The sequence below is a fragment of the Hyphomicrobium sp. genome (assembly GCF_047600905.1).
Lineage (GTDB): Bacteria > Pseudomonadota > Alphaproteobacteria > Rhizobiales > Hyphomicrobiaceae > Hyphomicrobium_B.
Genome location: NZ_JASGKD010000001.1, coordinates 938,725 through 962,211, shown reverse-complemented (window position 1 = coordinate 962,211; position 23,487 = coordinate 938,725). Strand labels below are relative to the sequence as shown.

The window sequence follows — 23,487 nt, the reverse complement described above, 5'->3', positions numbered from 1 at the left end:
AGCAGCTTCCGGGGGATAGATAATCCCAAATCCTCAATAACTATGGGTAAACCGCGTCCGACTATTTCACGACACTGCCTAAACAGCTACTTAACCCATGGCGCGAGGCCGCAGTCGGGCGAAAGGACGTCTGCCGCCGCAATCCGGCCGCATTACCGATCCCAACTCGCTAACCCCCTAAGATGCATAGACATTTCTTATGCTTTCTCGTGTCTTTCCATTTTGCGGGCAATTAAATCTCTTATAGGGTGCGAATGGGAGTTCCGGTGGCCTGAAGCGCACGGGCTTGTGCAGCGTACCGGATTGGGGTGGGGGACATCGCGCAATGTCGCAAGACCAAATTGCGAAACTCATGGCCATTGCGGGCAGGACACCGCCGGTCGAGCCTACTCTCGGTAGCGCTCCCGAAGGCCTGCGCAAGGCAACCGACAAAGACCCTGAACTGAAAGAACCGGTTCTGACCGTCTCTCCCACTCTTCCGCCGCCGCTCCTTGGAATTGACAAAAGCCAGCCGTCCCTTCCCTCCCCGCCTTCGGAAAAGGAAACGGCAGCCGAGGACGCTCCCGAGCCTCCCGTTCGTCGCGTGGCCCGCCGTCGTCCCGCCGGTCCGGTTCGCGGCAAAATCGCAGCCAACGACGATGTTCCAAGCATCGGCGGCCTGATCTACGCCCTCGAGCAGAAGCCCTCCAACAAGGTCTTCCGCTACGCCGCCATCGGGAGTGCCGTATGGGCCGTCGTCGGATTGATCGTCGGCGCACTGACGCTGGCACCGGATTGGCAGGCCGGCCAATCGCTATCGGCCCTGCTGCTGCATCCGACGACGTTCTACACCATCACCGCCATCGTCGCCCCGATCGCGATCATCTGGCTGCTTGCTCTGCTCAGTTGGCACATCGCCTCGCTGGCGCTCAAATCAGCGACCATGAGCGAAGTCGCGATCCGGCTTGCTGAACCCGACCGCACTGCCGAACAATCTATTGCCAGCCTCGGTCAGGCTGTTCGGCGCCAAGTGTCCTTCATGAACGACGCCGTCTCCCGCGCACTCGGCCGCGCCGGCGAACTCGAAGCTCTCGTTCACAATCACGTCGCCGAACTCGAACGGTCCTATGAACACAACGAGCGCCGCATCCGCGAACTGATCAACGAGTTGGGCGGTGAGCGCCACGCTCTGCTCGACACCTCGACGAACGTCACCGAAACGCTCAAGACGCTCGGCACTGAAATTCCGACCTTGATCGAAAAGCTCTCGCAGCAGCAGCTGACGCTGCGCGGCATCATCTCGAACGCCGGAGAAAACCTCGCCAACCTCGAAGGCTCCCTCGCAACCGCGACCGGCCGCTTCGAAAACGCAGTTGGTTCCCGCACGCTCCAGCTTCAATCCGTCCTCGAAGACTACACGACCGCTTTTTCTTCAGCGCTCGGCGCCCGCACCGAGCAGATGCGCTTGACCTTCGACGGCTACATGCAGACGCTCGACACCACTCTCGGCAATCGCACCGAGAACCTGCAAACCGTCTTCGAGGAATACGCGCGCGCCCTCGATACGACGTTATCGAACCGCGCCCAGGCTCTCGACATTCAGCTTGTCGAACGCACACGCTCGCTCGACGAAGCCTTCCAGAAACGGCTCGAGCTGTTCGATGACCAGATTATGCGCTCGACGTCAGCGATCGACCACGCGGTGAGCGAAAAGGCATCGCTTCTCACCAATGCGCTGGCACTTCATTCGCAGACCTTCCGCGAAACCATCGCGCAGCAGGCAACCGACCTCGACGATTCCGTCATGAACGGCATCAATGCCGTGCGCCGCTCCAGCGAGAACATCACCCGCCAGACGATGAAGGCTATCGACGGCTTGGCGAAGCAATCGGGCGTCCTGCAGAACGTCGCCGACAACCTGTTCCAGCAGATCCACGGCGTCACCAATCGCTTCGAGAACCAGGGCGAGCAAATCCTCAAAGCCGCCAACGTTCTCGACACCGCAAATCTTCGCATCGAGTCGACGCTGCAGTCGCGCCACGCCGAACTCAGCAGCACGCTCGATCGCCTATCCGGCAAGGCCGACGAGTTCGGTCGCACACTCGCCGGCTACTCTTCGAACCTCGAAGGCTCACTTTCGAATATCGAACTCAAAGCCCGCGCCATCGCCGATGAGTTGCGCGAAACGGCGGAAAGCCGCTCGCGCGCCCTGATGGTCGAACTTGATCGCGTCAAGCACGAGACCGAAGCCCAGAGCGACCGCGCGTTGGCCGATCTGAGAAACCGCTTCCAAAATGTTTCAGGCGAGCTTTCGCGCGAATTCGAAACCCTGTCGACCCGGCTTTCGACGGCTTCGGAAGAAACCCGTATGCGCGCCGCCGAGGCCGCGGCGACGCTCGCCCGCGAGCAGGCCCGCATCCGCGAAGAAGCCGCGCGCCTTCCGAACTCCACCCGCGAAACCGCCGAGTCCATGCGCCGGGCGTTGCAGGACCAGCTTCGCGCCATTGAGCAGCTGACACAGATTTCCCAGCGCGCCAACACGCCACGCGGAATAACCCGCCCTGAGCCTGGAGCAACCCGTCTACCGCCCTCGACGTCGCTGACTTCGGCGCTGATCCAGCAGGAAAGCACACCAAGTCGCGGCCGCGGCGCCTCTCAGCAGGATCAGCGCGAAGGCTGGTCGCTCGGCGATTTATTGGCTCGCGCCTCCCACGACGAAGACGCGCAGCCGGCCCACGTCCCACCGGCGCCAGAGCCTCCGCCGACGGCCTCGTCTCCAGTCCGTCTCGATGTCGGCATGATCGCACGCGCGCTCGACTCGCAGACGGCCGGCGCCATCTGGAGCCGCATTCGCGCCGGTCAACGCAACGTTCTCGTGCGCAGCATCTATGCCCCCGAAGCGCGGATGCTGTTCGACGAGATCTCAAGCCGCGCCCAAACCGACGCTGATCTTTCTCAGTCGATCTTTCGCTACCTCACCGATTTCGAGCGGATCATCAAGGAAGCCGACGCGCGCGATGCATCGGGGCGCACGGCTCAGACCCACCTCGTGTCCGATACGGGCCGCGTCTACCTCTTCCTCGCGCACGCCGTGGGCCGCATCCGTTAACCCAAGACCCAGCGCAGCCGCCGTATCGCGATGAGCTGTGAGATCCACGATCCATGCCTTCGCTGACGATCATAGCCAGACGCGAAACCTGGCCGCTTAGAGAGACCTTCATCATTTCCCGCGGCGCCAAGACGGCCGCCGAAACCGTCGTCGCCGAAGTGTCGGACGGCATGCACCGCGGCCGCGGCGAAGCGGTCCCATACGCGCGCTATGGAGAAACCGTTGATGGCACTCTCACCGCGATCCAGTCCGTGGCAGATCGCATTTCTGCCCGTTCCGATCTCACGCAGCTCTTGAAACCCGGGGCCGCTCTCAATGCCCTCGATTGCGCGTTTTGGGATTACGAAAGCAAGCGCACAGGCGTGTCCCTTACCAAGCTTGCCGGCCTCGCCGAACCGACCGAGAAGATCACAGCATTCACCCTCAGTCTTGATACGCCCGACGTGATGGCCGACAAAGCCGCGCGCGTACCGCATCTGTCGCTGTTGAAATTGAAGCTCGGCGGAGATGGCGATGATTTGCGGATGCGCGCCGTGCGGCAGGCGCGCCCCGATGCCCGTCTGATCGTCGATGCAAATGAAGCCTGGACCGCCGAAACCATTGCGCCGTTACTTACCGTAGCCGCCGAATGCCGGATCGAATTGATCGAACAACCGCTTCCTGCGGGGCACGATGAGATCCTGCGAGTCATCACGCATCTCGTTCCACTGTGCGCCGATGAAAGCGTTCACACCGCCGATGATGTCGAGCGGCTGTTGGGACTCTACGATGCCGTCAACATCAAGCTCGACAAAGCCGGTGGTCTGACGGGCGCAATTCGACTTCTCAACGAAGCGCGACGGCACAATCTCAAAATCATGATCGGATCGATGGTGGCAACCTCCCTCGCCGTCGCCCCCGCAATGCTGCTTGCACCCTACGCCGATTGGATCGATCTCGACGGTCCTCTTCTTCTCGCGCACGATCGTGCTGACGGGCTGCACATTGAAAACGGCATCGTCTATCCGCCAATTCCGAAGCTTTGGGGCTAAGTCCCCGGGCTCGCTTCTGCTGCGGCCAGCGGAACGCCTCTCCTCTGTTTGATCAGCCGGACGGCGGCAGCCAACGATACGAGCGCCATGACCGTCATACCGAGATAGGAATAGGATCCGGCCCGATCATAGCTCCAGCCTGCGACGAGAGTTGCGCATCCCATGGCGACGCCGGCGGCAACAGTCGCATAGAGGGATTGCGCGGTTCCCTGTTTATCACGAGGCACCGTTTCGTGAATGAAATGGATCGCGCCGATGTGCGATGCGCCGTACGTCGCGCCATGAAGCAACTGCACCGGGATCAGAATCGCGAGCGGCGGTTCGAACGCCATCACCGACCAGCGGACCACGGACGCTGCTGCTCCAAGCCCGATCAAATACAAAGACCCGATGCGCGACACAGCGCGGCCCGACATCGAAAAGAGCACGACCTCGGCAAAGACCCCGATCGCCCAGAGCGTGCCCGACCACGCCGCCGAGAGCCCCTGCTTTTGCCAGATCAGAATCCCGAAGGTGAAAAACGTCGCGTGCGCCGCCATGACGAGCCCGGCAGCGACCAGGAAGAGGCGAAATTCCCTTCGCGACAACAAATCATGCAGCGCCGACGATCGCCACATCGGAAGTCCTGGCTTGATCGTCTCCTCAAAACGCTCGTCCGCCGGCAGAAAATGCCCGGCAATAACTGTCAGCAATGAGCCGAACACTATCAGCCACAAGGCCGCCCCGCCGCCGAAGGCGTAGATCGCAAAGCCACCGACGAAATTGGCCACAACGAACGTCAGCGAACCCCAAAGCCGCATCTGCCCGTAATCCAGTCCGCGATGCCGGACACCCGCCACCGCAATCGTCTCGATCAGCGGCATGATCGTCGAATTGCACAGCATCAACCCACTCGCCATCACCAGCACCGGCCAGAACGACCAGCACGTCGAAAGCGCAAGCACGAACACCAGGCTGAGCCACGCCAGCAAAACGAGATACCGCCGATGCGCGGCGCTCCGGTCTGCGGCCATGGCAATGACAGGCGAGACAAACACCCTGAGAAAAAGTGGGGACGCCACGACGATGCTGATCTCACCGGCGGTCAGGCCCCGCCAGCTCAGCCAGACCGGCAGAAACGGCGTGTGCATTCCGTAAAAAACGAATAACGCGCCGTAGAACACCCCCACGCGTATCGCAAAATTTCGTCCCGTATCGGCAGCAAAGGCCATACCCATGTCTCGCAGCTCTATGCTCACGCCACCGCATAAGATCCAGCGCTTGATAGTCCTGTTTAGTTCAGCCGGAGGTTGTATCTCGCCCCCTCCGAATCGCATACCCGTTGATGCAATTTTTTGCGGAGCACAACCGGCCATGCAGGTTCTCACGTCGTCCGTCCCAGACGATATCGACTCTGAGTATCGCGCCATCGAGGCAACCTTACTCGAAACCGCACGCGGCCGCTGGTTTCTGGCCGAACACGGACGTCGCGCACGCCGGCTCGACGGGGCGCTTTTAGAAGACGCGATCCGGCGGTTGCAGAACTCATTGCGCGAGCCGCCTGCCCTCCTCGGCCAGCTCAAGGCCGAAATCGAGGCCGTCAAAGCCCAACTCGCCGAAACGCGCGCCTCCCTGCTGGCGCGGCCGACCGTCGATGAAAGTGTTCTGCCGACACACGCCATGCTGAAAGCTGCCGAGGATATCCACGACATCGCTTGGTCGCTTCAGGCCAATCCCTTCGACGCGCAGGGTTGCGAACAGATCGCTCGAAACGCCGGCAAACTCTACGCCATGAGCCAATCGCAGGCAGCGCTGTCGGGGCGTGTCGTTGGCGCGGCAAATGCCCTTGAAACATCGGCGAATAAACTGGAAGGCATCCTCGAAAGCATTCTGCATGAGTTGCAGGTCGACACCGTCGCCTAACCCACTTTCGCCATCCGGATACAAAAAACCGGGCTCGAGGCCCGGTTTTTCTTTGCCCTGAAAGGCTAGCTTACCACTTCGTCCGCATGCCGAAGGAAACGAGATCCACGGCGGCTTGGCTGCTGCCCTGGAATTCCACCTGCGGAAGACCGGCAAGCCCTCCCGAACCTTCCGCCGTCTTCAGATCTATCCCGCCATCCTGAATGAAGATGTGCGAGTATCCGACGTCGAAAGTGGTTGCTTCAGTCCACTGGTAGCTGGCGCCGACGCTCAGCCAAACCCGATTGTTGTCCGGTATCTGCACAAGCCGCCCGGTGGCCGAATCGATAGGCGAAATCTCGTAGGCGACACCGCCGCGCAACGTCAGATACGGCGTGTAATCATATTCGCCGCCGACTGAGAAGAACCATCCATCGTTCCAATTCGCTGGCAGGCTGAGGCCCCCAACCGGTAGCGACAGCGGCAAATCCTTGAAGCGGCTCCAGTTCGTCCATTCGACCGTACCGAGCAACCGCGTCGTCGGCGTTATCACCTGCCGGCCGCTGAGCGTCACGATATCGGGGAGATTGACAGTGCCGGTCGCCGGACCGCTGACGCCAGGCACGAGCGTCTTGAACGAGCCGTCGATGTCGTGCGTCATCTGCGAGCGATAACCCAGACCGATGGTCGTCCCAGAAGTCGGCTCGAGCGTGATGCCGGCCGTGCCGCCAAATGCCCAATCCGCACCGCCGAAGCGGTCGACCGAATTCGTTATCAGGTCGCGGAACTGCAGTTTCGCTTGCGCCCATTCCATCTGAACGCCCGCACCGATGGTAATTCCGGGGGCAATTCGATAGGCGATTGTCGGATTGGCGTTGATCGTCAAAAGCTTGGTTGTGACACCAAGATACGAACCGGGATAGTTCACGTTATTGGGCTTGGTCGCCAAGCCGAACGGCGAGTTAATGGCGATGCCGAGCCAGAGGTCTTTGTTGATCTGCATCGCGCCGTAGCTTGCGCTCGTCGTCGCGTCGATGCCGATATTGCCGCTGCTGCCCGAACCAAACGCAGAATTTTTGATGTCGATATTCGCGTAGGGCAGGATCAGCGTATACGACGATTCAGAGTTCAGCCCCGGAAACTGCGCCGTCGCCGCCGGGTTCCAGAACATGGAGCCAAGGCTGCCCCCCGCCGCGGAGCCTGCCGAAGCCGAGCCCAGGAACACGGTCGATTGTTCGTGAATATCGAACCCACCTGCGGAAGCCGCCGTCGTCACACCGGCGCTCAGACCGAGAGCGACCAGACGGATCGCATTTCTAGTTTTTCTTGAATTCCGCATATCTTTGGCTCCCTCGGGCACGATAGTCGGTGCCTGCCCCCACTCTGCCACAATACGTGCGTCGGTGCGTCGAGGCACGAAACTTTCGAACAACAAATATGCAATGCAATCGCAAACGAGGCAGCTGTGCCTCCAGGGCAACAAAAAACCGGCCCGCCGAAGCGGACCGGTTCTGCCAAGCCCAGTTTCAATCCCTCGAAACGTTGCTTGGCGCTCCCCCCGGAGTCTTTAAGCGGCGGAATCTCCGCCAAAAACGCGGGCAAACTGCCAAAGTCCTACCTAGGGTGCAAGACTTGACACCCTCCGATTGACGCGAGTTCGGGCTTTTAAGATGCGTACTCGCAACAGATCACCCGATTAGAGCCCGTAAACAGTGAACTTGATAAGTTGAGCTTACATTTTTCGAAAAGCGAAATTGTGGTCAACCGGACCATTCTCGCCTTTTCCGATACGCATGTTCGCCCCAGCCGACAACGCATTCCAAACGAACAGCTTGCCTTCATACACGGCTTCCTGCATCGGCATACCCCGGGCAAGACCTGCCGCGATCGCAGCCGATAAAGTGCAGCCCGTCCCGTGCGTATTGGTCGTCGCGATCCGTGGCCTGCGAAACGTCAAATGCCGAGTGCCGTCGAACAGAACGTCATCGACATCCGCCCCCACGCCGTGCCCCCCCTTCAGAAGCACCGCGCCGCAACCGAGCCGCATCAGCAACTCCGCCTGTTCGCGCATCTGAGCTTCCGTCCCCGCAGCGGGACAACCGAGAAGGCGGCTCGCTTCCGGAATGTTGGGAGTGATCAACGTCGCTCGCGGGATAAGTGCGTGCCGCGCGGCGTCGATGGCATCTTCCCGAAGCAGCACGTCCCCACTTGTGGCCACCATGACCGGGTCAACGACGATCGGCACCCCTTCAGCTTCCGCCAAAAGCGACGAGACGATTTCGACGGTCGGCACATCTCCGAGCATCCCGGTTTTAATTGCGGCCACTTTCAGATCCGACACAACCGACCGGAACTCGGCGGCGATAAAGTCCGCCGGAATAGCAAAGACCCCTGAAACGCCGGTCGTGTTCTGGGCCGTCAGCGCCGTGATGACGGTCGCCCCATAGACACCGAGCGCAGAGAACGTTTTCAGATCCGCCTGAATGCCAGCACCCCCGGATGGATCGGATCCGGCGATCGTCAGCGCTATTGGAGGCGTTTCGGCAATCATGGGCGGCCCGCCTTCAGTGCGACCCCTGCTTCAGAATTTCCGCGCCGAGATCGGCGGGCGTCACATAGGATTCGATCCGGCCGAGAGCGGGGAAATTCTCGATCATCCATTGACTGAACCAGTTCTGCGCGCCGAATACGAACAGCAGGCCGGTGACGACCAGCAGCAACCCCATCACCTTTTCCAGCGTCGCAAAATGCCGCTTGAATTTGTGCATGAAGCCGAGAAACGGCCGCACCGCGACCGCGGCGAGAATGAAGGGAATACCCAATCCCAGCGAATAGATGAAAAGAAGCTTCACGCCTGTCAGCAGGCTCGATTCACTGGCCGCCAGCGTCAGTACCGTCGCAAGCACCGGACCGATGCACGGCGTCCAACCGAACGCGAAGGCAAGCCCCATGACGTAAGCGCCGGCGAGGCTCGCTTCCGTCGCGGCCGTCGAGTAGCGCGCTTCGCTGTAAAACAGGTGGACCTTGAGGATGCCGAGAAAATGCAGGCCGAATAGAATAATGACAATGCCCGCGAGCGTACCGAGCGACGCGCGATAAGAAAGCAGGACCTGGCCGACCGTGCTGGCACCCGCCCCGAGACAAACGAATACGGTCGTGAACCCCAGCACGAAGAATACCGCCGACACGACGACGCGCAGCCAGACACGGCGATCGACCGCCTCTTCCCCCGTCAACTGATCGAGCGTCGTCCCGCCGATGTATCCGAGATAAGGCGGCACAAGCGGCAGCACGCAGGGAGACAGAAAACTCACCAAACCAGCCAGAGCGACACCAAGATAAATCTGCGCATCAGCCAGCATGCCATCCACTTCCTAAAGACCCGCACGCGGGTTCAATGCACCTTTTCACGCGCCAGCGCTGCGACACCCGGCAATTCCTTTCCCTCGAGCCATTCGAGGAACGCGCCGCCAGCCGTGGAGACGTACGTGAAATCGTCGGTCACTCCGGCGGCGTTCAATGCAGCGACAGTGTCCCCGCCACCGGCGACGGATACTAGTTTACCGGCTTTGGTCAGCTTGGCTGCTGCGCGGGCAAGCGCAAACGTGCCCTCGCCGAAGGGCGAAATTTCGAACGCGCCGAGCGGCCCATTCCAGAGCAATGTGTTCGAATTCTCGATCACGCTGGCGGTCCGCTCGACCGATTTCGGCCCGACGTCCAGAATCATCGCATCGAACGGTACGTTTTCGAGAGTGACGACCTCGTGCGCGGCACCTTCCTTGAATTCGCACGCGATCACAACGTCGACCGGAAGAATGATCTCGCACCCCTTCGCTTTCGCTTCCGTCATGATATCGCGCGCAGTTCCGGCGAACTCCGGTTCCGCCAGCGACTTGCCGACCATCACGCCCATGGCTTGAAGAAACGTATTTGCCATTCCGCCGCCGATGATGAGTTTATCGACTTTCGCGACGAGGTTGGTCAGCACCGGGATTTTGGTCGAGACCTTGGCGCCGCCAACGACGGCAGCAGTCGGTCGCTGCGGCTTTTCCAGCGCGGTTCGCAACGCATTGATCTCTTCCATCAGCAGTGGACCGGCGAATGATGGAAGATAGTTTGTGATGCCTTCCGTCGATGCGTGCGCACGGTGCGCACACGAAAACGCATCACCGACGAAAATATCGCCGAGCTTTGCAAGCTCTTGCGCGAACTTCGGATCGTTCTTCTCTTCGCCCTTGTGAAACCGCAGGTTCTCGAGAAGCGCGACGTCTCCATTCTTCAAGCCGCTGACGGTGGCAGCTGCAGCGTCTCCGATGCAATCCTCGCCGAACGCCACCGGCCGCCCGAGAAGCTTCTGCATCGCCTCGGCAATCGGCTTCAGCGACAGCTCTGCTTCCGGCCCGCTTTTCGGCCGTCCGAAATGCGAGATTACGATGACTTTCGCACCGCGATCCGCCAGCGCTTTCACGCCCGGCAAAACGCGTTCAAGACGAGTCGCATCAGTCACTTTGCCGTTTTTGATCGGAACGTTCAAATCGGCGCGCACGATCACGCGTTTTCCAGCAACGTCGATGTCATCCGTCGTCTTGAGCTTGTCTAGGTTCATCCAGAACACCAATACGATTTGCGATGAGATGGCGTTTCAGCCGGTCACGAAGTTTTCGCGATCGCTTTGCACGCCGCTTCGACGACGTGGGCAGACGTGATCCCGAAATGCTCATAGAGCTTGCCAGCGGGACCCGAGGCACCGAAGCCGTGCATCCCAATGAAGGCATCCGATTTCCGCAACCACTCGAACCAGCTTTGCGGCATACCCGCTTCGATTGCGATGCGCGGGGCGGTTCCGAGAACGTCCATCTGGTAGCTTTCCGGCTGCGCGCGGAAAAGCTCGAACGACGGCATTGAAACGACTGCTGCTTTGATACCGTCCTTGGACAAAGTTGCAGCGGCCTCGACCGCAAGTCCTACTTCCGAGCCGGTGGCAATCAACGTCACGTCGCGAGCACCATCGGTCGGCGCCAAAAGGTAGGCACCCTTGGCGCTCAAGTTCTCTTCGCCCTTGCCACGAAGGTTCGGCACCGCCTGCCGCGAAAGAGCAAGAATCGATGGCGTCTCCTCCGCCGCAAGTGCCAGCTCCCAACACTCCGCCGTCTCGACGCCATCGGCAGGCCGGAAGACATTGAGGTTCGGAATCGCGCGAAGCGCGCTTAGATGCTCGACCGGCTGGTGCGTCGGACCATCCTCGCCAAGACCGATCGAGTCATGCGTCAGCACGTAGATGACACGCTGCTTCATCAATGCAGACAGACGGATAGACGGCCGGCAATAATCGGCGAAGACCAGGAACGTGCCACCGTACGGAATGAATGATCCCGACAGCGCGATGCCATTCATAGCCGCGGCCATGCCGTGTTCGCGCACACCATAGTGAATGTAGTTGCCCGCGAAATTCTCGGGCGTCACCGACACGTGATGCTTCGTCCGCGTACCGTTCGAGCCGGAAAGATCCGCCGAGCCGCCGATCAGCTCAGGGAGTACCGGCATCAGGCGCTCGATCGTCAACTGTGACCACACCCGCGTCGCGCGTTTGGCGCTGTCGGCCGCGAAATCTGCCTTGGCTGCGACGATCGCCTTCGAAATGGCCGCTTTCTTGTCTCGCCCAGCAATCAGCGCCTTCGTTTCGGCTTCGGCATTGGCTTCGAGCTTAGTCCACGCCTCGCGAATTTTGCCATGCTGGCTGCCGACGCTGCGCCAAGCCGCAAGAATATGCTCCGGCACTTCGAATGCGCCATAAGGCCAACCGAGCTTTTCGCGCGTTGCCTTGATCTCGTCGGCCCCCAGCGGCTCGCCGTGCGCCGATGCTTTACCCGCCTTATTCGGCGAACCGAAACCGATCTGGGTTTTGCAAGCAATGAGCCACGGCCGCGATGAATCGCTTTTGGCGGTCTTGACCGCCGCCGAGATCGCCGCCGTATCGTGCCCGTCGACCCGCGCCGTATTCCAGCCCGATGCCTCGAACCGCTTCAACTCGCTGTCCGACACCGAAAGACTTGTCGGCCCGTCGATCGTAATCGAGTTGTCGTCCCAGAAGACGATGAGCTTTCCGAGCTTCAGGTGGCCCGCAAGCGAAATCGCTTCCTGGCTGATGCCTTCCATCAGGCAACCGTCACCCGCAATGACGTAGGTATGATAATCGATCAGATCCGAACCGACGCGGGCAGCGAGCAGTCTTTCGGAAACCGCCATTCCGACCGCATTGGCGATGCCCTGACCTAGCGGACCGGTGGTCGTCTCGATGCCCGGCGCGTGCCCATATTCGGGATGGCCGGCCGTCTTCGATCCAAGCTGACGAAAATTCTTGATCTCCTCGATCGTCATTTCCGGATAGCCGGTGAGGTAAAGCAGTGAATAGAGCAGCATCGACCCATGGCCCGCCGACAGCACGAAGCGGTCGCGGTTCGGCCACTGCGGAGCGCTGGCATCGAATTTCAGCGCTTCCGTAAACAGCACCGTGGCGACGTCCGCCATCCCCATCGGCATGCCCGGATGTCCCGAGTTGGCAGCCTGAACTGCATCCATCGAAAGCGCGCGGATGGCATTGGCCATTTCTCGGAGGCTCGGTGCCTGCAATGTCTCCGCCTTGGTCTGGGCTTTGCTCATTATCTCACTTGGTTCCGTTTCGTTGAGCGCAGATGCCGCGCCGTAAAGTGGTGGACATTTACCGGGGGATTGGAGCGGCGTCTACCGCACCCGCATGGGTGGTGCACGGCAAAAGACCACATCCTAAGACCTATGCGATCGGAGCGCATGCCACCCCTGCTGGACAGCCGCCCAACGCCTATTTCTCGAGGTTCTCGCTAAGGTCGCTATGGCCTAGGTATGTCATCGAGGCGCCTTGCCACAATAGCCAAACATCCGCATTCTCCCCGCGGGAGCTTGGGGGGAGCGTCCGGCATGTCGACCGATGCCTTTTTTCTGCGCCGCTCGGGTGCGGCGGCCGTCTGGCTCGCCATTTTCGAGAGAGCGAGGCCTTACGCCGCCTACATCGCAGCACTGGCCATTTTTGCGGCATCGCGCGCCGTCGTCATTGCCGGTGTGAAATTCGGCGAATTGCTCACCGTGATCCCAGATCCCACTCGATGGAATGCCGGGCCTGCTTGGTACCATCGATTACTGAGATGGGATTCCGGTTTTTATATCCGGATCGCGGAAACCGGTTATCAGCACAGCTCCGATCCATCGGCCTACAACTCCACAGCCTTCTACCCTCTCTACCCGTTGCTTGGGCGCGCGTTGGCGTCGGCCACAGGCCTCGACGTCGGTGTCGCGCTGCTCATCATCGCCAACGTTTCGTTGCTGATCGCTGCTCTCCTGATGACGAAATTGGTGAAGGACGAAGTGGGCGAGGACATTGCGCTCTGGTCGCTCGCGTTTTTCCTGTTCTTTCCGACCGCGTTTTTCCTCTCTGCAGGTTATACAGAGTCGCTTTGTCTTGTTTTCGTGTTGCTGTCGCTCATTACCCTCAGAGACGAAAGGTTTCTTCTCGCATCCGCTTTTGCCGGCCTGGCGCTCGCGAGCCGATCGGTGGGCATTGTTCTCTTGCCCGTCATCTTGTGGGAAATCTATCGCCATCGGTCACCATCCTGGCCGCGAACCCTCGCGACCATGGTGCTTTCAGTCGTCCTCGCGACGTCCGGACTTACCCTCTACATGATCTATCTTGGAACGACATTCGGAGATCCAACGGCATTCGCAACCAGCCAAGCCGCGTGGCACCAAGGCACGTTCGTAAGTCGCTTCGTCGACGCTTTGTCGCTCCGCCCGCTTCACCATGGCGGCTGGTTCCTGGTCTTTTTGCCGCTCGTCATCTGGTCATTCGGAAAGCTTCAGTTTCCGATCGCCCTTTATGGGCTCGGCGCTCTGATGCTTCCGTATCTGACGCTCGGCATCACGCATTCGATGAACCGTTTTGTGCTTATGTGCTTCCCGGCCTTCATCGCTGCGGCGATGCTGTGCAGAACTCGGCCGCTGATCGCGTGCATGATCATCGCTGTCTTCAGCGCTTTTCTGTTCCAGCAGAGCGCGCTTTTTTCCCAATGGTATTGGGTCGGCTAGCTCAGGACGGAAAACTCCCGGCCTTGACCTTGCTGGCGTCGCGCGAAGCTTTCGTTTCGCGCTGGCTTTTCTCGGCCTGAGTGAGTTTCGCCTCCTCGACCTCATCCTCACGAAAGAGTTTTTCGAGCATGGCCTGTGACGTCCGCGCCCGCTCCAACAGTTTCTCGACATCGGTCGCGAGCTTGTAATCCTCGTTGAGGCGCCTCTCGTCATGGTCTCGGAACGTCTGCACGGTTCGGCTCGCCACGCGCTCGGAAAACCCAAGACCGAGCATCAGCATGCGCGTCAGATCCAATGATGCAAGAAACGTTTCGCGCCGGAGTGCCGCCACACCCAGATCGAGCAGCCGGTAAGCATGCATGCGATCCCTGGCACGCGCATAAATGGGCACGTGCGGATAATGCGTCTTGACGATCTCGGCAGCGCGCATCGACGCCTCCACGTCGTCGATCGCCAGAACGAACGCGCGAGCCTTGTCGGTTTGCGCCGCCTCCAACACTTCCGGGCGGCTTGCGTCTCCGTAAAACGCCTTGTTGCCGAACCGTTTCACGAAATCGACCTGCTCGACGCTGATGTCGAGGGCGGTGAAAGGAATGCCCTTCGCACGCAGAACTCGCGCCACGATCTGGCCGAACCGGCCGAAGCCCGCGATCACGACATGACCGTCGTTTTCGGGCAAAGGATCAAACGGCCGCGTTTCGACTTTCGCCTTCTTCAAAAACAGCTTGTCGAGGCCCAGCAGCAGCGGCGTCATCGCCATCGAGAGTGTCACGACGACGGCCATGATCTGAGACGTTCCCGCCCCCAGCACGCCCGCCGCTTGTCCGACCGACAACAGGACGAATGCGAACTCACCGCCCTGTGACAGCGCGAACGCTAGGCGCCGGGCTGGCCCGGGCTCCAAGCCCTGCCAGCGGCCGAGCAAATAAAGAATGCCCGACTTGATGATGATGAGAACCAAAGTCGCCGTAATGATCAACGTCGGCACCGAGACCAGCAGACCGAGATTGAGCGACATGCCGATCGCCGTGAAGAAGATGCCGAGCAGCAGACCCTCGAACGGCGCGATATCGGCCTCGAGTTCGTGCCGATAGCTGCTCTCGGCCAGCAGCGCACCGGCGATGAATGCACCCAGTGACGCTGAAAGCCCGACCGCCTCCATGATCAGCGTGATGCCGACGACCGTCAGCAGCGCCGCCGCCGTCATCGCTTCCTTCACGCGCGACAGCGCCACGAGACGCAAGAGCCCATCGAGAACGTAGCGGCCAACGACCACGACAACCACGATGGTGCCGAGCCCTTTGGCCAGCGCAATGTAATCGATGGCGGGCTGAGCTTTTGCCGCAGAAACCGCGAAATACGGCGCCAGTGCAATCAGCGGAATGGCCGCCAAATCTTGAAACAGCAGAACCGAAAAACCGAGTCGGCCGTGCCGCGTCGAAAGCTCACCGTTTTCTTCCATCACCTGCAGGGCAAACGCCGTCGACGACAGCGCCAGCGCCGCACCGGCGAAAAGCGAGGGCTGCCATTGCGTTCCGAGAAACAGAATACCGACGAACGCAAGGACCACACCCGTGATCGCGACTTGCAGCGTCCCCAAACCGAAAATCGCTTGGCGCATCGCCCAAAGACGTTTCGGACGCAGTTCAAGACCAATCAGAAACAGTAGCAGAACAACGCCGAATTCCGCGAAATGCAGAACTTGTTCGGCGTCCTGCTCCGAGAACATCCGTCCAACGCCATAGGGCCCGAGAACGACGCCGGCGACGAGATAGCCGAGCACGGCCGCAATGCCGAGCCACCGCGCGAGCGGAGCCGCCAGGGCCAGCGCTGCCAATAAGACTGCGAGTTCATTCAGTGTCACGTCATTCCCCCGTGCTCGCGAGCCGGCACATGGCCCGAAGCGGATCAGGCAACGTCTGCCAATACGCCTCCCAAACCCCGGAATGACAACCCAAAACTCTGTGGCAATTGCCCTCTTGTTATCGGCCGGTCCGTAAATTAGCGGCCGGGAGGCCTGCGCTGCGACACATTGAGTAGCCGCGAAGGCTCAGCGCCGGTGAACGGCGGACGGAGCTCATTGGCAGTTCGCGTTCAGCGAAATCTCAGGGCAGCGGGTGCGCATCGACGACAAGTCCACCGACCTCCTGCCATCCATCAGTGCCGTCACGGAACCAAGAAACATTGCTGTAGCCGTAACTCAATGCCCGCTTTGCGGCATTCCAACTCATCCAGCAATTTTTCAAGCAGAAAAAGACGAGCGACTTTGCCTTGTCGCCCTTGGACAGTTTTTCGAGGTTGTGCTGGAAATAGTCATCGTACTTAGGCGAAAGAACCCCATAGCCGACATTCGGAAGCCAAACCGCATCCTCGATCGTCATATGAGACGCCTCGTGCCAGATCGTCCCGGCGGGCAGCCCCTGGGGCTTTGGCGGATGCGGATAGACGTCGATGAAAATCGCGCGCTTTTGGGTCCAGAGCTTCATCGCGTCGGCACTCGTGAGTACCGTCGCGCCTTTGAGTGTCAACGGCACCGGTCTGCGATAGAGATCGGTGCGATAGGTTTCGGGCTCTGGCGGCGGCGGCCCGGCGGGTGCCGGTCCCGAAACATCTTCAGCGGCGGCTACCGGCATCGCTTGGAATGCAAATGCCGGCGCCAATATCATCGCGATCACCATCGCCAACGCCAAAAAACGCCGCTCCGACTGCATTCGTTATCACTGCTCCGCCGACATGAACCCGGCCCAATCGGCGGCAACATAGTCCGATTGCGAGCGGCTTCACCAGAGGTCGCCCTTAGGGCGTAGCAGCCGCCGGGGCCGATGCCGGCGCCATGGTCACCTCCGAGGGCCGTGGCGTGGTGACAAGTTCGGTCGATGTATCATCGTCGACGAGAAGCGGTACACCGTAGTCCAGCAGCACCTTGTCGATGTCGCTTCTCCGTTTGCGGATCACATCGTTGAGTGTGCGCTTCCAGTTGTCGTCACCATTGCGCACGCCCATCGTGATGCGAAAAGCAATCCGCGCCGAACCGATGTCTTTGACGAGCGGCACGACGACCAGCGGCTCACCGCCCTGCTTGGCCCAATACGAAGCGATCGGCCCCCACAGAATACCGGCCGCGATGTCGCCTTTGCGAATATCATTCATCATGTCCGCCGCCGGGTTTTCATAGCGGCGATCCACGATCATTGGATACCCATGCACATTGGCCATCAGCCCATATTTGGCCGCGAGCGTCGCGCCGGCCGAACCCTGCTGCATGCCAATCACTTTGCCTTGCAAACGCGGATCGCTGAGCGACTCGACACCATCGAGGCCGGTCCCCTTTTTATAGATCAGCGCCGACGTCGAGCGGTAAATGGCATTCGTGTTGAGGACCATGTCGTCGCCCTGACCCCAGCCGATCACCAGATCGCACCGCTTTGCGTTGAGCGTCATGCGCACAAAACCGGTTGCCTTCGGAAACCAAGTGTAGACGACCGGAATTTTCAGCTCGTCGCCGATGATGTTTGCAATTTTGTTTTCGAACCCTTCGCCTTTCTGGTTCGAGAACGGCAGATCGGCCGGATCGGCGCAAACGCGAAGCTCCCTGCGGTTGACAAGATCGGCTTTCGGCACCTCGGCCGCCCGCAGCGTTCCGGCAAATCCGACCAACATCGATGCGGCAGTCGCGAGCACTCCGACTGCCACGGCAGCGACCGGAACACTTGAAATCTTGAGCGCTTGTTTCCTCACGTAGGTAACCTTTTTGTTATGGCGGCGTGAACGTCACGGCCCCTGATACGGAGTGGGGGCACGCCGCGATTGCGACCCGCCCCCGATCAAGTTTACCGAATTTCCTAACTGCTTCGAACGACACCGACGCCCGAAGCCAGTCATATGAGCACGTCTGGAAAAACTTCCAGGTCTCAGCCCGTGCAATCGTCGGCGGCCTTCTTAGCATCCGGCGAAATATCTTCGCGTCCATTCGGACGACCCGGAGGCAGGATGTCGAGCGAGCGAGCCTTGATGTAGGTGTAGATGTCGTCGATGTAGCACATGATGTTCTTGTCTTCGCCGAACGACGGCATCACGAATTCCGTACCGCCCTTGCTTTCGCGCTTGCCGCCCGAAACGGTCGCGATGAACGTGTTGTAATCCATCGTCTTCAGCGAGTCGGCGAGCGCCGGAGCGAACGTGCTGCCCAGCGCGTTCGGGCCGTGGCAGACGTGGCAAGCGTCATGATAGCGGCGGAAACCGTTCCAGGTGCCCCAGTCGACCTGATAGTCCTTCGTCACGATCGGCTGCGGATCGCCGTCCTTGTTGCGATAACGGCCATCCTCGAATTTATAACCGTCCTTCTTCGCGAGGTCGCTGACGGGGTTTGGATAAACAGCACTGCCATCGGCCTTGCGCGATCCAGGCGGCGGTGCGTTCGGATCATCCGGATTGGGCGCGACATCTTCCGCAACCTGCATCAGCTTCGCCGCTGGCGCGCCGGCGCGGGTATCTTCGGCTTTCGTTTGTTCCTTTGCAGCGGCAGCGCCTGCAGCCCCGAACGCCATCAATGCGACTGCAAGTATCTTAATCGACTTGTTCACGAGGTTCCTCTTCTCCTGGATTGGTTTGTGTGGGTCGCCACCGCCCGTTCTGCGTTTCTTGGGGGTCCAATTGATTTCAGGACCCATTCACTTGCCGTTGGCTGGAACAGCGAGCAGGATAATTACCGTCGCATTCCTGCATGTTAGACTATTACAAATTGTCGCCCTCGTAGCAGATCGCACCTTTCACTTGAATGGTGTTTTTTCGGCTACGGCATTAATTGCGCGTAAGCTTCATGGCAAAGAGCCGGCGCGGGTTTCCCCACGCCGGCTCCCTTATGTCGAGGCTATCGCCTATGGGAGAGCGAACACGGTGAGCGAGCCACCGAGGTTCGTGTACTCCGAAAGGCCGGCATAACCACCAACGGCGCCGAGACCGTCGGTCGGGTTCGTCAAGCCAGCAGCCAGACCGATACCGGCCCATCCGCCAACGCCCGAGAACACTGCAACGTACTGCTTACCGCCCTGCGAGTAAGTCATAGCGTTGCCGATGATGCCCGACGGCGTCTTGAACTTGAACAGTTCCTTGCCGTCCTTCTGATCGACTGCTTTGAAGTAGCCCTCGAGCGTGCCGTAGAAGGCAACGCCGCCAGCCGTGGTCAGAGCACCTGACCAGACCGAGAACTGCTCAGGCTTCGACCAGACGATCTTGCCTTCGGAAGCGTCCCAAGCGATGAAGTTACCCATGCGCTTTGGTTCATCCGGACCCGGGAACATGGACAGCGTGGCGCCGACGTAAGGCTGACCAGCCGTGTACGAGACCTTGAACGGCTCGTAGTCCATGCAAACGTGGTTCGTCGGAACATAGAACAGGCCCGTCTTCTCAGAGAACGAAGCCGGCTGCTGATCCTTCGAGCCGAGAGCCGCAGGGCAGATGCCCTTCGTGTTGAAGTCCGCGCCGTTCTTGAACGTCGAGTACTTCGCTACACGGATCGGACGGCCATAGTGGGGGCTCGACTTGTCGAGATCGATGCCCGTCGCCCAGTTGACGACCGGATCATACTTCTCGGCAACGAGAGGCTCGCCGGTCACGCGATCCCAAGTGTAACCGAAGCCGTTACGGTCGAAGTGAACCGCAACCTTCCGGTCTTCACCTTTGATCTTGATCGTGGCCAGGATCGGCTCGTTGATGCCGTCATAGTCCCACTCGTCGAACGGCGTCATCTGGTATGCCCACTTGGCGATACCGGTGTCGACGTCACGAGCGAACATGGTCATCGACCACTTCTGGTCGATCGGCTTGCCGTCCGGTCCCGCACGCTGAGCGGGGTTCCAGGTCGAGGGGTTGCCCGTCCCGTAGTAGATCAGGTTGAGGTCCGGATCGAAGGCCATATAGCCCCAGGTCGAACCGCCACCGATCTTCCACTGGTCGCCATTCCACGTCTTGAGAGACGAGTCCTTGCCGACCGGCTTGCCGAGCGAGATGGTCTTTTCCGGATCGACGAGGATGTCAGAATCCGGGCCCATCGAGTAGGCGCGCCAAACTTTCTTGCCGCTGTTGATGTCGTAGGCGGTGACGTGGCAACGAACACCGAATTCGGCGCCCGAAATACCGATGATCACCTTATCCTTCGTGACAAGCGGGGCACCCGTGCCCGTTTCGCCCTTCTTCGGATCGCCGTCGACGACCTTCCACAGTTCCTTGCCCGTCTTCGCGTCGAGAGCGACGAGAGCGGTATCGGCCTGGTGGAGGAAGATCTTGCCTTCAGCGTACTGCACGCCACGGTTGACCGTGTCGCAGCACATAACAGGAATAACCGAAGGATCCTGCTTCGGCGTGTACTTCCAGATGATCTTCTGTTCGTCGGCGAGGTTCAGAGCGAACACGATGTTCGGGAACGCCGAATGAAGATACATCACGTCGCCGATGACGAGCGGGCCGCCTTCGTGACCACGAAGAACACCCGTCGAGAACGTCCAAGCCACCTTAAGCTGGCCGACGTTGTCGGTCGTGATCTGGTCCAGCTTCGAATAGCGGGTACCAGCATAGTCACCGGACTGAATAGCCCAGTTATTCGGATCGCTCGACAACTTGATCACGTCATCGTTCGCCCATGCGGGCGCCGAGAACGCGGCAGTTGCGAGTAAGCCGTATGCGAATGCACTTTTGCGCATCGCGCTTCCTCCGTTTTGAGAAAAGTCTTGCCACGCTTGCAAGTCGATCGCGAGGACTGCCGATATCTCCCGGCTCTAATCTCAGGAATTGCGGGATTTTCTCCCGTCTTTGCCCGGCCAGAGAAGGAGTTCTTCACGAAACCGTGTAGAAACCGGTAGTCCTCGTGAACGGCCGCATGTAGACACTTTTTTTTTCCGCCCGCAACACGAAGTGCGACGATCATTCTCCTGCGGCAAAATAGGACAACGCTTCTGACCCAAAAAAACCCTGTAATCATGGGGAAAAACTGCGCCGCACCAAAAATGGTGCATTGCACGTCTAATTGTTCCTGACAGGGGGAAAATGGCCCCCTCGATCACGAATCCTCGCGTTTTCGTGAAAACGGCGCCGGCACCGAGCGCCATGTAAGGTGCATAGTGACTACGAAATGGGCCGACACAAAACGCATGACTGAAATTCCCCCTTATTTTGGAAAACCTTCCCGCAAAGACTTTCTCCGGGGAGCAGCAATTACCGCGCTCCTGCCTCTTCTCCCTCGGATCTCGCGGGCCGAAGCGGAGCGCATTGGGGTCCTGGAAATTGCCCCGGGAATCTTCGTTCACGTCGGCCAATATCAATTGGTTAACGAGGCCAATCGCGGCGACATCTCCAACCCATGCTGCATCATCGGATCGGACGCGGTGGCCGTCATCGATACCAGCGGCTCATTCGCGATGGGCAGCGATCTTCACACCGCGATCCGCAAGATCACGGACAAGCCCGTCCGTTATGTCATCAACACCCACATGCACCCCGATCACGTCATGGGAAACGCAGCCTTCAAGGCGCCCGACGTTACATTCATCGGCCACTACAAACTTCCCGCCGCCCTTGCCGCGCGCAAGGAGAGCTATCTGGCAAATGCGCGACGACGCTTGGGGGAGGAAGCCTTCCGGGGCACTGAGATCATCCCGCCGACGCTGCTGGTCCAAGGCAGCCGCGACCTCGATCTCGGCAATCGCGTCCTGACCCTCAAATCGCGGCCGACCGCACACACCGATAATGATCTGACAATTTACGACCACCCGACCGAAACGTTCTTTGCGGGCGATCTCCTGTTTTCAGGTCACATCCCAACTCTCGACGGCTCTATCGTCGGTTGGCTGAAACTCATCCCCGAGCTCAAGCTCGAAAAGGCCGCCCGCGCCGTGCCGGGGCACGGACCAAAGTCCATGTCGTGGCCCGACGCCATCGACCCTGTAGAGCGCTATCTGACCGTGCTCGCCACGGACGTGCGCCAAATGATCAAGGACGGAAAAACGCTCGAAGAAGCGGTCGCGACCGCCGGCCAGTCGGAACGCGGCAAGTGGGCGCTCTTCGATGAGCACCATCCCCGCAACGTCACCGCCGCCTATACCGAGCTTGAATGGGAATGAAACAAGATGCCGTGTCCGGCTGCGGGCTCCTCCATCGGGGAGGAGCCGGACACGAACATCAGAAGCACCTCAACTCGCCCTCGACCTGCGCGCGTCGCAGGTTTTTGACCTTTTCCTGGAACTCCGGAGCGTGAGTCCAGGCGACGTTCTCACCACCACGAAGTCCGACAGAAATCAGCGTCTCGGCCTCTTCATACTGATCGTAGGGCAAAATGTTCGCGATCTGGTCGATCGAGCAAGAGCATTTCTCGAGAATGGCGCGCGTCTGCCCGTTGACCGCCATGCACGCGTAGACGTAGTCCGCGCGTGCGACGGTCGGATAATCATTTCCGGGCAACTCCTGCGCCCATGCGTTGGCCGTTAACCCAGGAATGGCAACGGCCGCAGCGGCGATGAAGAGAGAAGCCACGCCCGCGGAAAATCGATTGCTCATTTGACGTCTCCCACGCCTTCAAGTGTGGTCGTTTCTTCGAGCGTCGGCGCATTCTTGTCGGTGTTCGTGTAGTCCGAAACCATCTTGGCGAAATATCCCGGGATCTTGTCCGACAGCGCAATCGTGAAGACCGAACCTTCAAAACCGTTCATTTTGCCTTTGGCCGGATCGTTGATGTAGGGCTTGAGGCTCACGCGGTAGCCGTCGACCTGCTGACCTTTGTAGTCGATCTTGACCGGAGCGATTTGCGAGTCCTCCGCCAAGCTCTTTTTGAACATTCCCTTGAGATACATGCTGTCTCCCCCGGCGAGCAGCCGGTAATGAGAAACGGCGTTGTCGAGGAAGACAATCAGCATTGGATTGCCGTCCATGTCGGTGATTTCCTGCGGGTCGCGTGCGCGATCACCTGTGAACACCTGAACCCGGACGTTCTTCTTTCCGGGCGCCCCGTCGCTCTCGACAGTCACGGTAATATCGTCGGTAAAACCGTCGCCGATCAGCTTCGGGTTGGACGGCTTACGCTCGAATTTGTAGACGAGGTTCGTGCCCGGCGCGACCGAGGCGATATGCGGTCGTTCGAACAGAATGTCGGTCGGCTTGGGGGCCTCCGTCGCCATGCTGGCACCGCTGATGCACGTAGCCGCAACAACCGAAAGACCGGCCACACGGAAAGAAAACGTAGGCATAAATAGCAATCCTCCTAGACCGCTTGGGTAAGTTTTTTCCCGGCTTTTAGCGAGACGAGGAAGAATTGGCCAGAGATCGACGGAAATTCTGGCAATCACCGCTGAGACGCCCGCCGGTTGGCAAGTTCTCCCGAAAGTC

The 23,487-nt window shown here is 59.8% G+C and carries 18 protein-coding genes; 5 read left to right on the top strand and 13 right to left on the bottom strand.

The window, feature by feature from the left end; translation table 11 throughout:
- The first annotated feature begins 325 nt into the window (after positions 1-325).
- Positions 326-3,088, top strand: a complete 2,763-nt coding sequence (locus QM780_RS04775; protein ID WP_415069343.1) for a hypothetical protein — start codon at positions 326-328, stop codon at positions 3,086-3,088.
- Positions 3,089-3,141: 53 nt separating this feature from the next.
- Entirely contained in the window at positions 3,142-4,119 is a 978-nt protein-coding gene (dgcA, locus tag QM780_RS04770) for an N-acetyl-D-Glu racemase DgcA (protein ID WP_415069342.1), read from the top strand.
- Here the strand turns inward: dgcA and QM780_RS04765 are convergent.
- Entirely contained in the window at positions 4,116-5,330 is a 1,215-nt protein-coding gene (locus QM780_RS04765; RefSeq protein WP_415069341.1) for an MFS transporter, read from the bottom strand. The genes dgcA and QM780_RS04765 overlap by 4 nt on opposite strands.
- Positions 5,331-5,472: 142 nt before the next feature.
- Here QM780_RS04765 and QM780_RS04760 point away from each other — a divergent pair, with 142 nt between their 5' ends.
- The gene (locus QM780_RS04760) at positions 5,473-6,021 is read left to right on the top strand and encodes a hypothetical protein (protein ID WP_415069340.1); all 549 of its coding nucleotides are present in this window, start codon (positions 5,473-5,475) and stop codon (positions 6,019-6,021) included.
- A 70-nt stretch (positions 6,022-6,091) separates the two neighbouring features.
- On the opposite strand, the gene QM780_RS04755 is transcribed toward QM780_RS04760, so the two are convergent.
- The 5 genes from QM780_RS04755 to tkt all read right to left on the bottom strand — a co-directional run bounded on the left by QM780_RS04755 (position 6,092) and on the right by tkt (position 12,660).
- On the bottom strand, positions 6,092-7,339 hold the full coding sequence (locus tag QM780_RS04755) for an OmpP1/FadL family transporter (protein WP_415069339.1): 1,248 nt from the start codon (positions 7,337-7,339) through the stop codon (positions 6,092-6,094).
- 393 nt (positions 7,340-7,732) lie between these two features.
- Positions 7,733-8,551 carry a bifunctional hydroxymethylpyrimidine kinase/phosphomethylpyrimidine kinase gene (thiD, locus tag QM780_RS04750; RefSeq protein ID WP_415069338.1) on the bottom strand — a complete coding sequence of 273 codons (819 nt, stop codon included), beginning with the start codon at positions 8,549-8,551 and terminating at the stop codon, positions 7,733-7,735.
- A 13-nt stretch (positions 8,552-8,564) separates the two neighbouring features.
- Positions 8,565-9,362 (bottom strand): cytochrome c biogenesis CcdA family protein, encoded by a 798-nt coding sequence (locus tag QM780_RS04745; protein WP_415069337.1) that lies wholly within the window; start codon positions 9,360-9,362, stop codon positions 8,565-8,567.
- A 32-nt stretch (positions 9,363-9,394) separates the two neighbouring features.
- Positions 9,395-10,606 carry a phosphoglycerate kinase gene (locus tag QM780_RS04740; protein ID WP_415069336.1) on the bottom strand — a complete coding sequence of 404 codons (1,212 nt, stop codon included), beginning with the start codon at positions 10,604-10,606 and terminating at the stop codon, positions 9,395-9,397.
- Positions 10,607-10,650: 44 nt separating this feature from the next.
- Entirely contained in the window at positions 10,651-12,660 is a 2,010-nt protein-coding gene (tkt, locus tag QM780_RS04735) for a transketolase (RefSeq protein ID WP_415069335.1), read from the bottom strand.
- A gap of 294 nt (positions 12,661-12,954) precedes the next feature.
- Between tkt and QM780_RS04730 the strand changes: the two genes are divergently transcribed.
- The gene (locus tag QM780_RS04730) at positions 12,955-14,115 is read left to right on the top strand and encodes a mannosyltransferase family protein (RefSeq protein ID WP_415069334.1); all 1,161 of its coding nucleotides are present in this window, start codon (positions 12,955-12,957) and stop codon (positions 14,113-14,115) included.
- Between the two features lies 1 nt (position 14,116).
- Here the strand turns inward: QM780_RS04730 and QM780_RS04725 are convergent, their stop codons facing one another.
- The 5 genes from QM780_RS04725 to QM780_RS04705 all read right to left on the bottom strand — a co-directional run bounded on the left by QM780_RS04725 (position 14,117) and on the right by QM780_RS04705 (position 20,813).
- Positions 14,117-15,979, bottom strand: coding sequence for a monovalent cation:proton antiporter-2 (CPA2) family protein (locus QM780_RS04725; RefSeq protein WP_415069333.1), 1,863 nt, complete (start codon positions 15,977-15,979; stop codon positions 14,117-14,119).
- Positions 15,980-16,220: 241 nt separating this feature from the next.
- Positions 16,221-16,826: a PQQ-dependent catabolism-associated CXXCW motif protein gene (locus tag QM780_RS04720; RefSeq protein WP_415069332.1), complete on the bottom strand. Its 606-nt coding sequence runs from the start codon at positions 16,824-16,826 to the stop codon at positions 16,221-16,223.
- Between the two features lie 85 nt (positions 16,827-16,911).
- Positions 16,912-17,853 carry a substrate-binding domain-containing protein gene (locus QM780_RS04715; RefSeq protein ID WP_415069331.1) on the bottom strand — a complete coding sequence of 314 codons (942 nt, stop codon included), beginning with the start codon at positions 17,851-17,853 and terminating at the stop codon, positions 16,912-16,914.
- 173 nt (positions 17,854-18,026) lie between these two features.
- Entirely contained in the window at positions 18,027-18,698 is a 672-nt protein-coding gene (locus QM780_RS04710) for a c-type cytochrome, methanol metabolism-related (RefSeq protein WP_415069330.1), read from the bottom strand.
- Between the two features lie 294 nt (positions 18,699-18,992).
- On the bottom strand, positions 18,993-20,813 hold the full coding sequence (locus QM780_RS04705) for a methanol/ethanol family PQQ-dependent dehydrogenase (RefSeq protein ID WP_415069329.1): 1,821 nt from the start codon (positions 20,811-20,813) through the stop codon (positions 18,993-18,995).
- Positions 20,814-21,260: 447 nt separating this feature from the next.
- On the opposite strand from QM780_RS04705, the gene QM780_RS04700 reads away from it, so the two are divergent.
- Positions 21,261-22,229 (top strand): quinoprotein relay system zinc metallohydrolase 2, encoded by a 969-nt coding sequence (locus QM780_RS04700; protein ID WP_415069328.1) that lies wholly within the window; start codon positions 21,261-21,263, stop codon positions 22,227-22,229.
- A gap of 58 nt (positions 22,230-22,287) precedes the next feature.
- Here QM780_RS04700 and QM780_RS04695 read toward each other — a convergent pair whose 3' ends face one another.
- Together QM780_RS04695 and QM780_RS04690 are read right to left on the bottom strand one after the other, a co-directional pair.
- Positions 22,288-22,662: a hypothetical protein gene (locus QM780_RS04695; protein WP_415069327.1), complete on the bottom strand. Its 375-nt coding sequence runs from the start codon at positions 22,660-22,662 to the stop codon at positions 22,288-22,290.
- The gene (locus tag QM780_RS04690; RefSeq protein ID WP_415069326.1) at positions 22,659-23,348 is read right to left on the bottom strand and encodes a hypothetical protein; all 690 of its coding nucleotides are present in this window, start codon (positions 23,346-23,348) and stop codon (positions 22,659-22,661) included. Before QM780_RS04690 ends, QM780_RS04695 begins: the two co-directional genes overlap by 4 nt.
- Positions 23,349-23,487: the final 139 nt, after the last annotated feature.

Excerpts from the sequence above, each read along its gene's own strand:
- QM780_RS04775 (WP_415069343.1), top strand. The coding sequence starts at position 326 with ATGTCGCAAGACCAAATTGCGAAACTCATGGCCATTGCGGGCAGGACA.
- dgcA (WP_415069342.1), top strand. The coding sequence starts at position 3,142 with ATGCCTTCGCTGACGATCATAGCCAGACGCGAAACCTGGCCGCTTAGA.
- QM780_RS04765 (WP_415069341.1), bottom strand. The coding sequence starts at position 5,330 with ATGGCCTTTGCTGCCGATACGGGACGAAATTTTGCGATACGCGTGGGG.
- QM780_RS04760 (WP_415069340.1), top strand. The coding sequence starts at position 5,473 with ATGCAGGTTCTCACGTCGTCCGTCCCAGACGATATCGACTCTGAGTAT.
- QM780_RS04755 (WP_415069339.1), bottom strand. The coding sequence starts at position 7,339 with ATGCGGAATTCAAGAAAAACTAGAAATGCGATCCGTCTGGTCGCTCTC.
- thiD (WP_415069338.1), bottom strand. The coding sequence starts at position 8,551 with ATGATTGCCGAAACGCCTCCAATAGCGCTGACGATCGCCGGATCCGAT.
- QM780_RS04745 (WP_415069337.1), bottom strand. The coding sequence starts at position 9,362 with ATGCTGGCTGATGCGCAGATTTATCTTGGTGTCGCTCTGGCTGGTTTG.
- QM780_RS04740 (WP_415069336.1), bottom strand. The coding sequence starts at position 10,606 with ATGAACCTAGACAAGCTCAAGACGACGGATGACATCGACGTTGCTGGA.
- tkt (WP_415069335.1), bottom strand. The coding sequence starts at position 12,660 with ATGAGCAAAGCCCAGACCAAGGCGGAGACATTGCAGGCACCGAGCCTC.
- QM780_RS04730 (WP_415069334.1), top strand. The coding sequence starts at position 12,955 with ATGTCGACCGATGCCTTTTTTCTGCGCCGCTCGGGTGCGGCGGCCGTC.
- QM780_RS04720 (WP_415069332.1), bottom strand. The coding sequence starts at position 16,826 with ATGCAGTCGGAGCGGCGTTTTTTGGCGTTGGCGATGGTGATCGCGATG.
- QM780_RS04705 (WP_415069329.1), bottom strand. The coding sequence starts at position 20,813 with ATGCGCAAAAGTGCATTCGCATACGGCTTACTCGCAACTGCCGCGTTC.
- QM780_RS04700 (WP_415069328.1), top strand. The coding sequence starts at position 21,261 with ATGACTGAAATTCCCCCTTATTTTGGAAAACCTTCCCGCAAAGACTTT.
- QM780_RS04695 (WP_415069327.1), bottom strand. The coding sequence starts at position 22,662 with ATGAGCAATCGATTTTCCGCGGGCGTGGCTTCTCTCTTCATCGCCGCT.
- QM780_RS04690 (WP_415069326.1), bottom strand. The coding sequence starts at position 23,348 with ATGCCTACGTTTTCTTTCCGTGTGGCCGGTCTTTCGGTTGTTGCGGCT.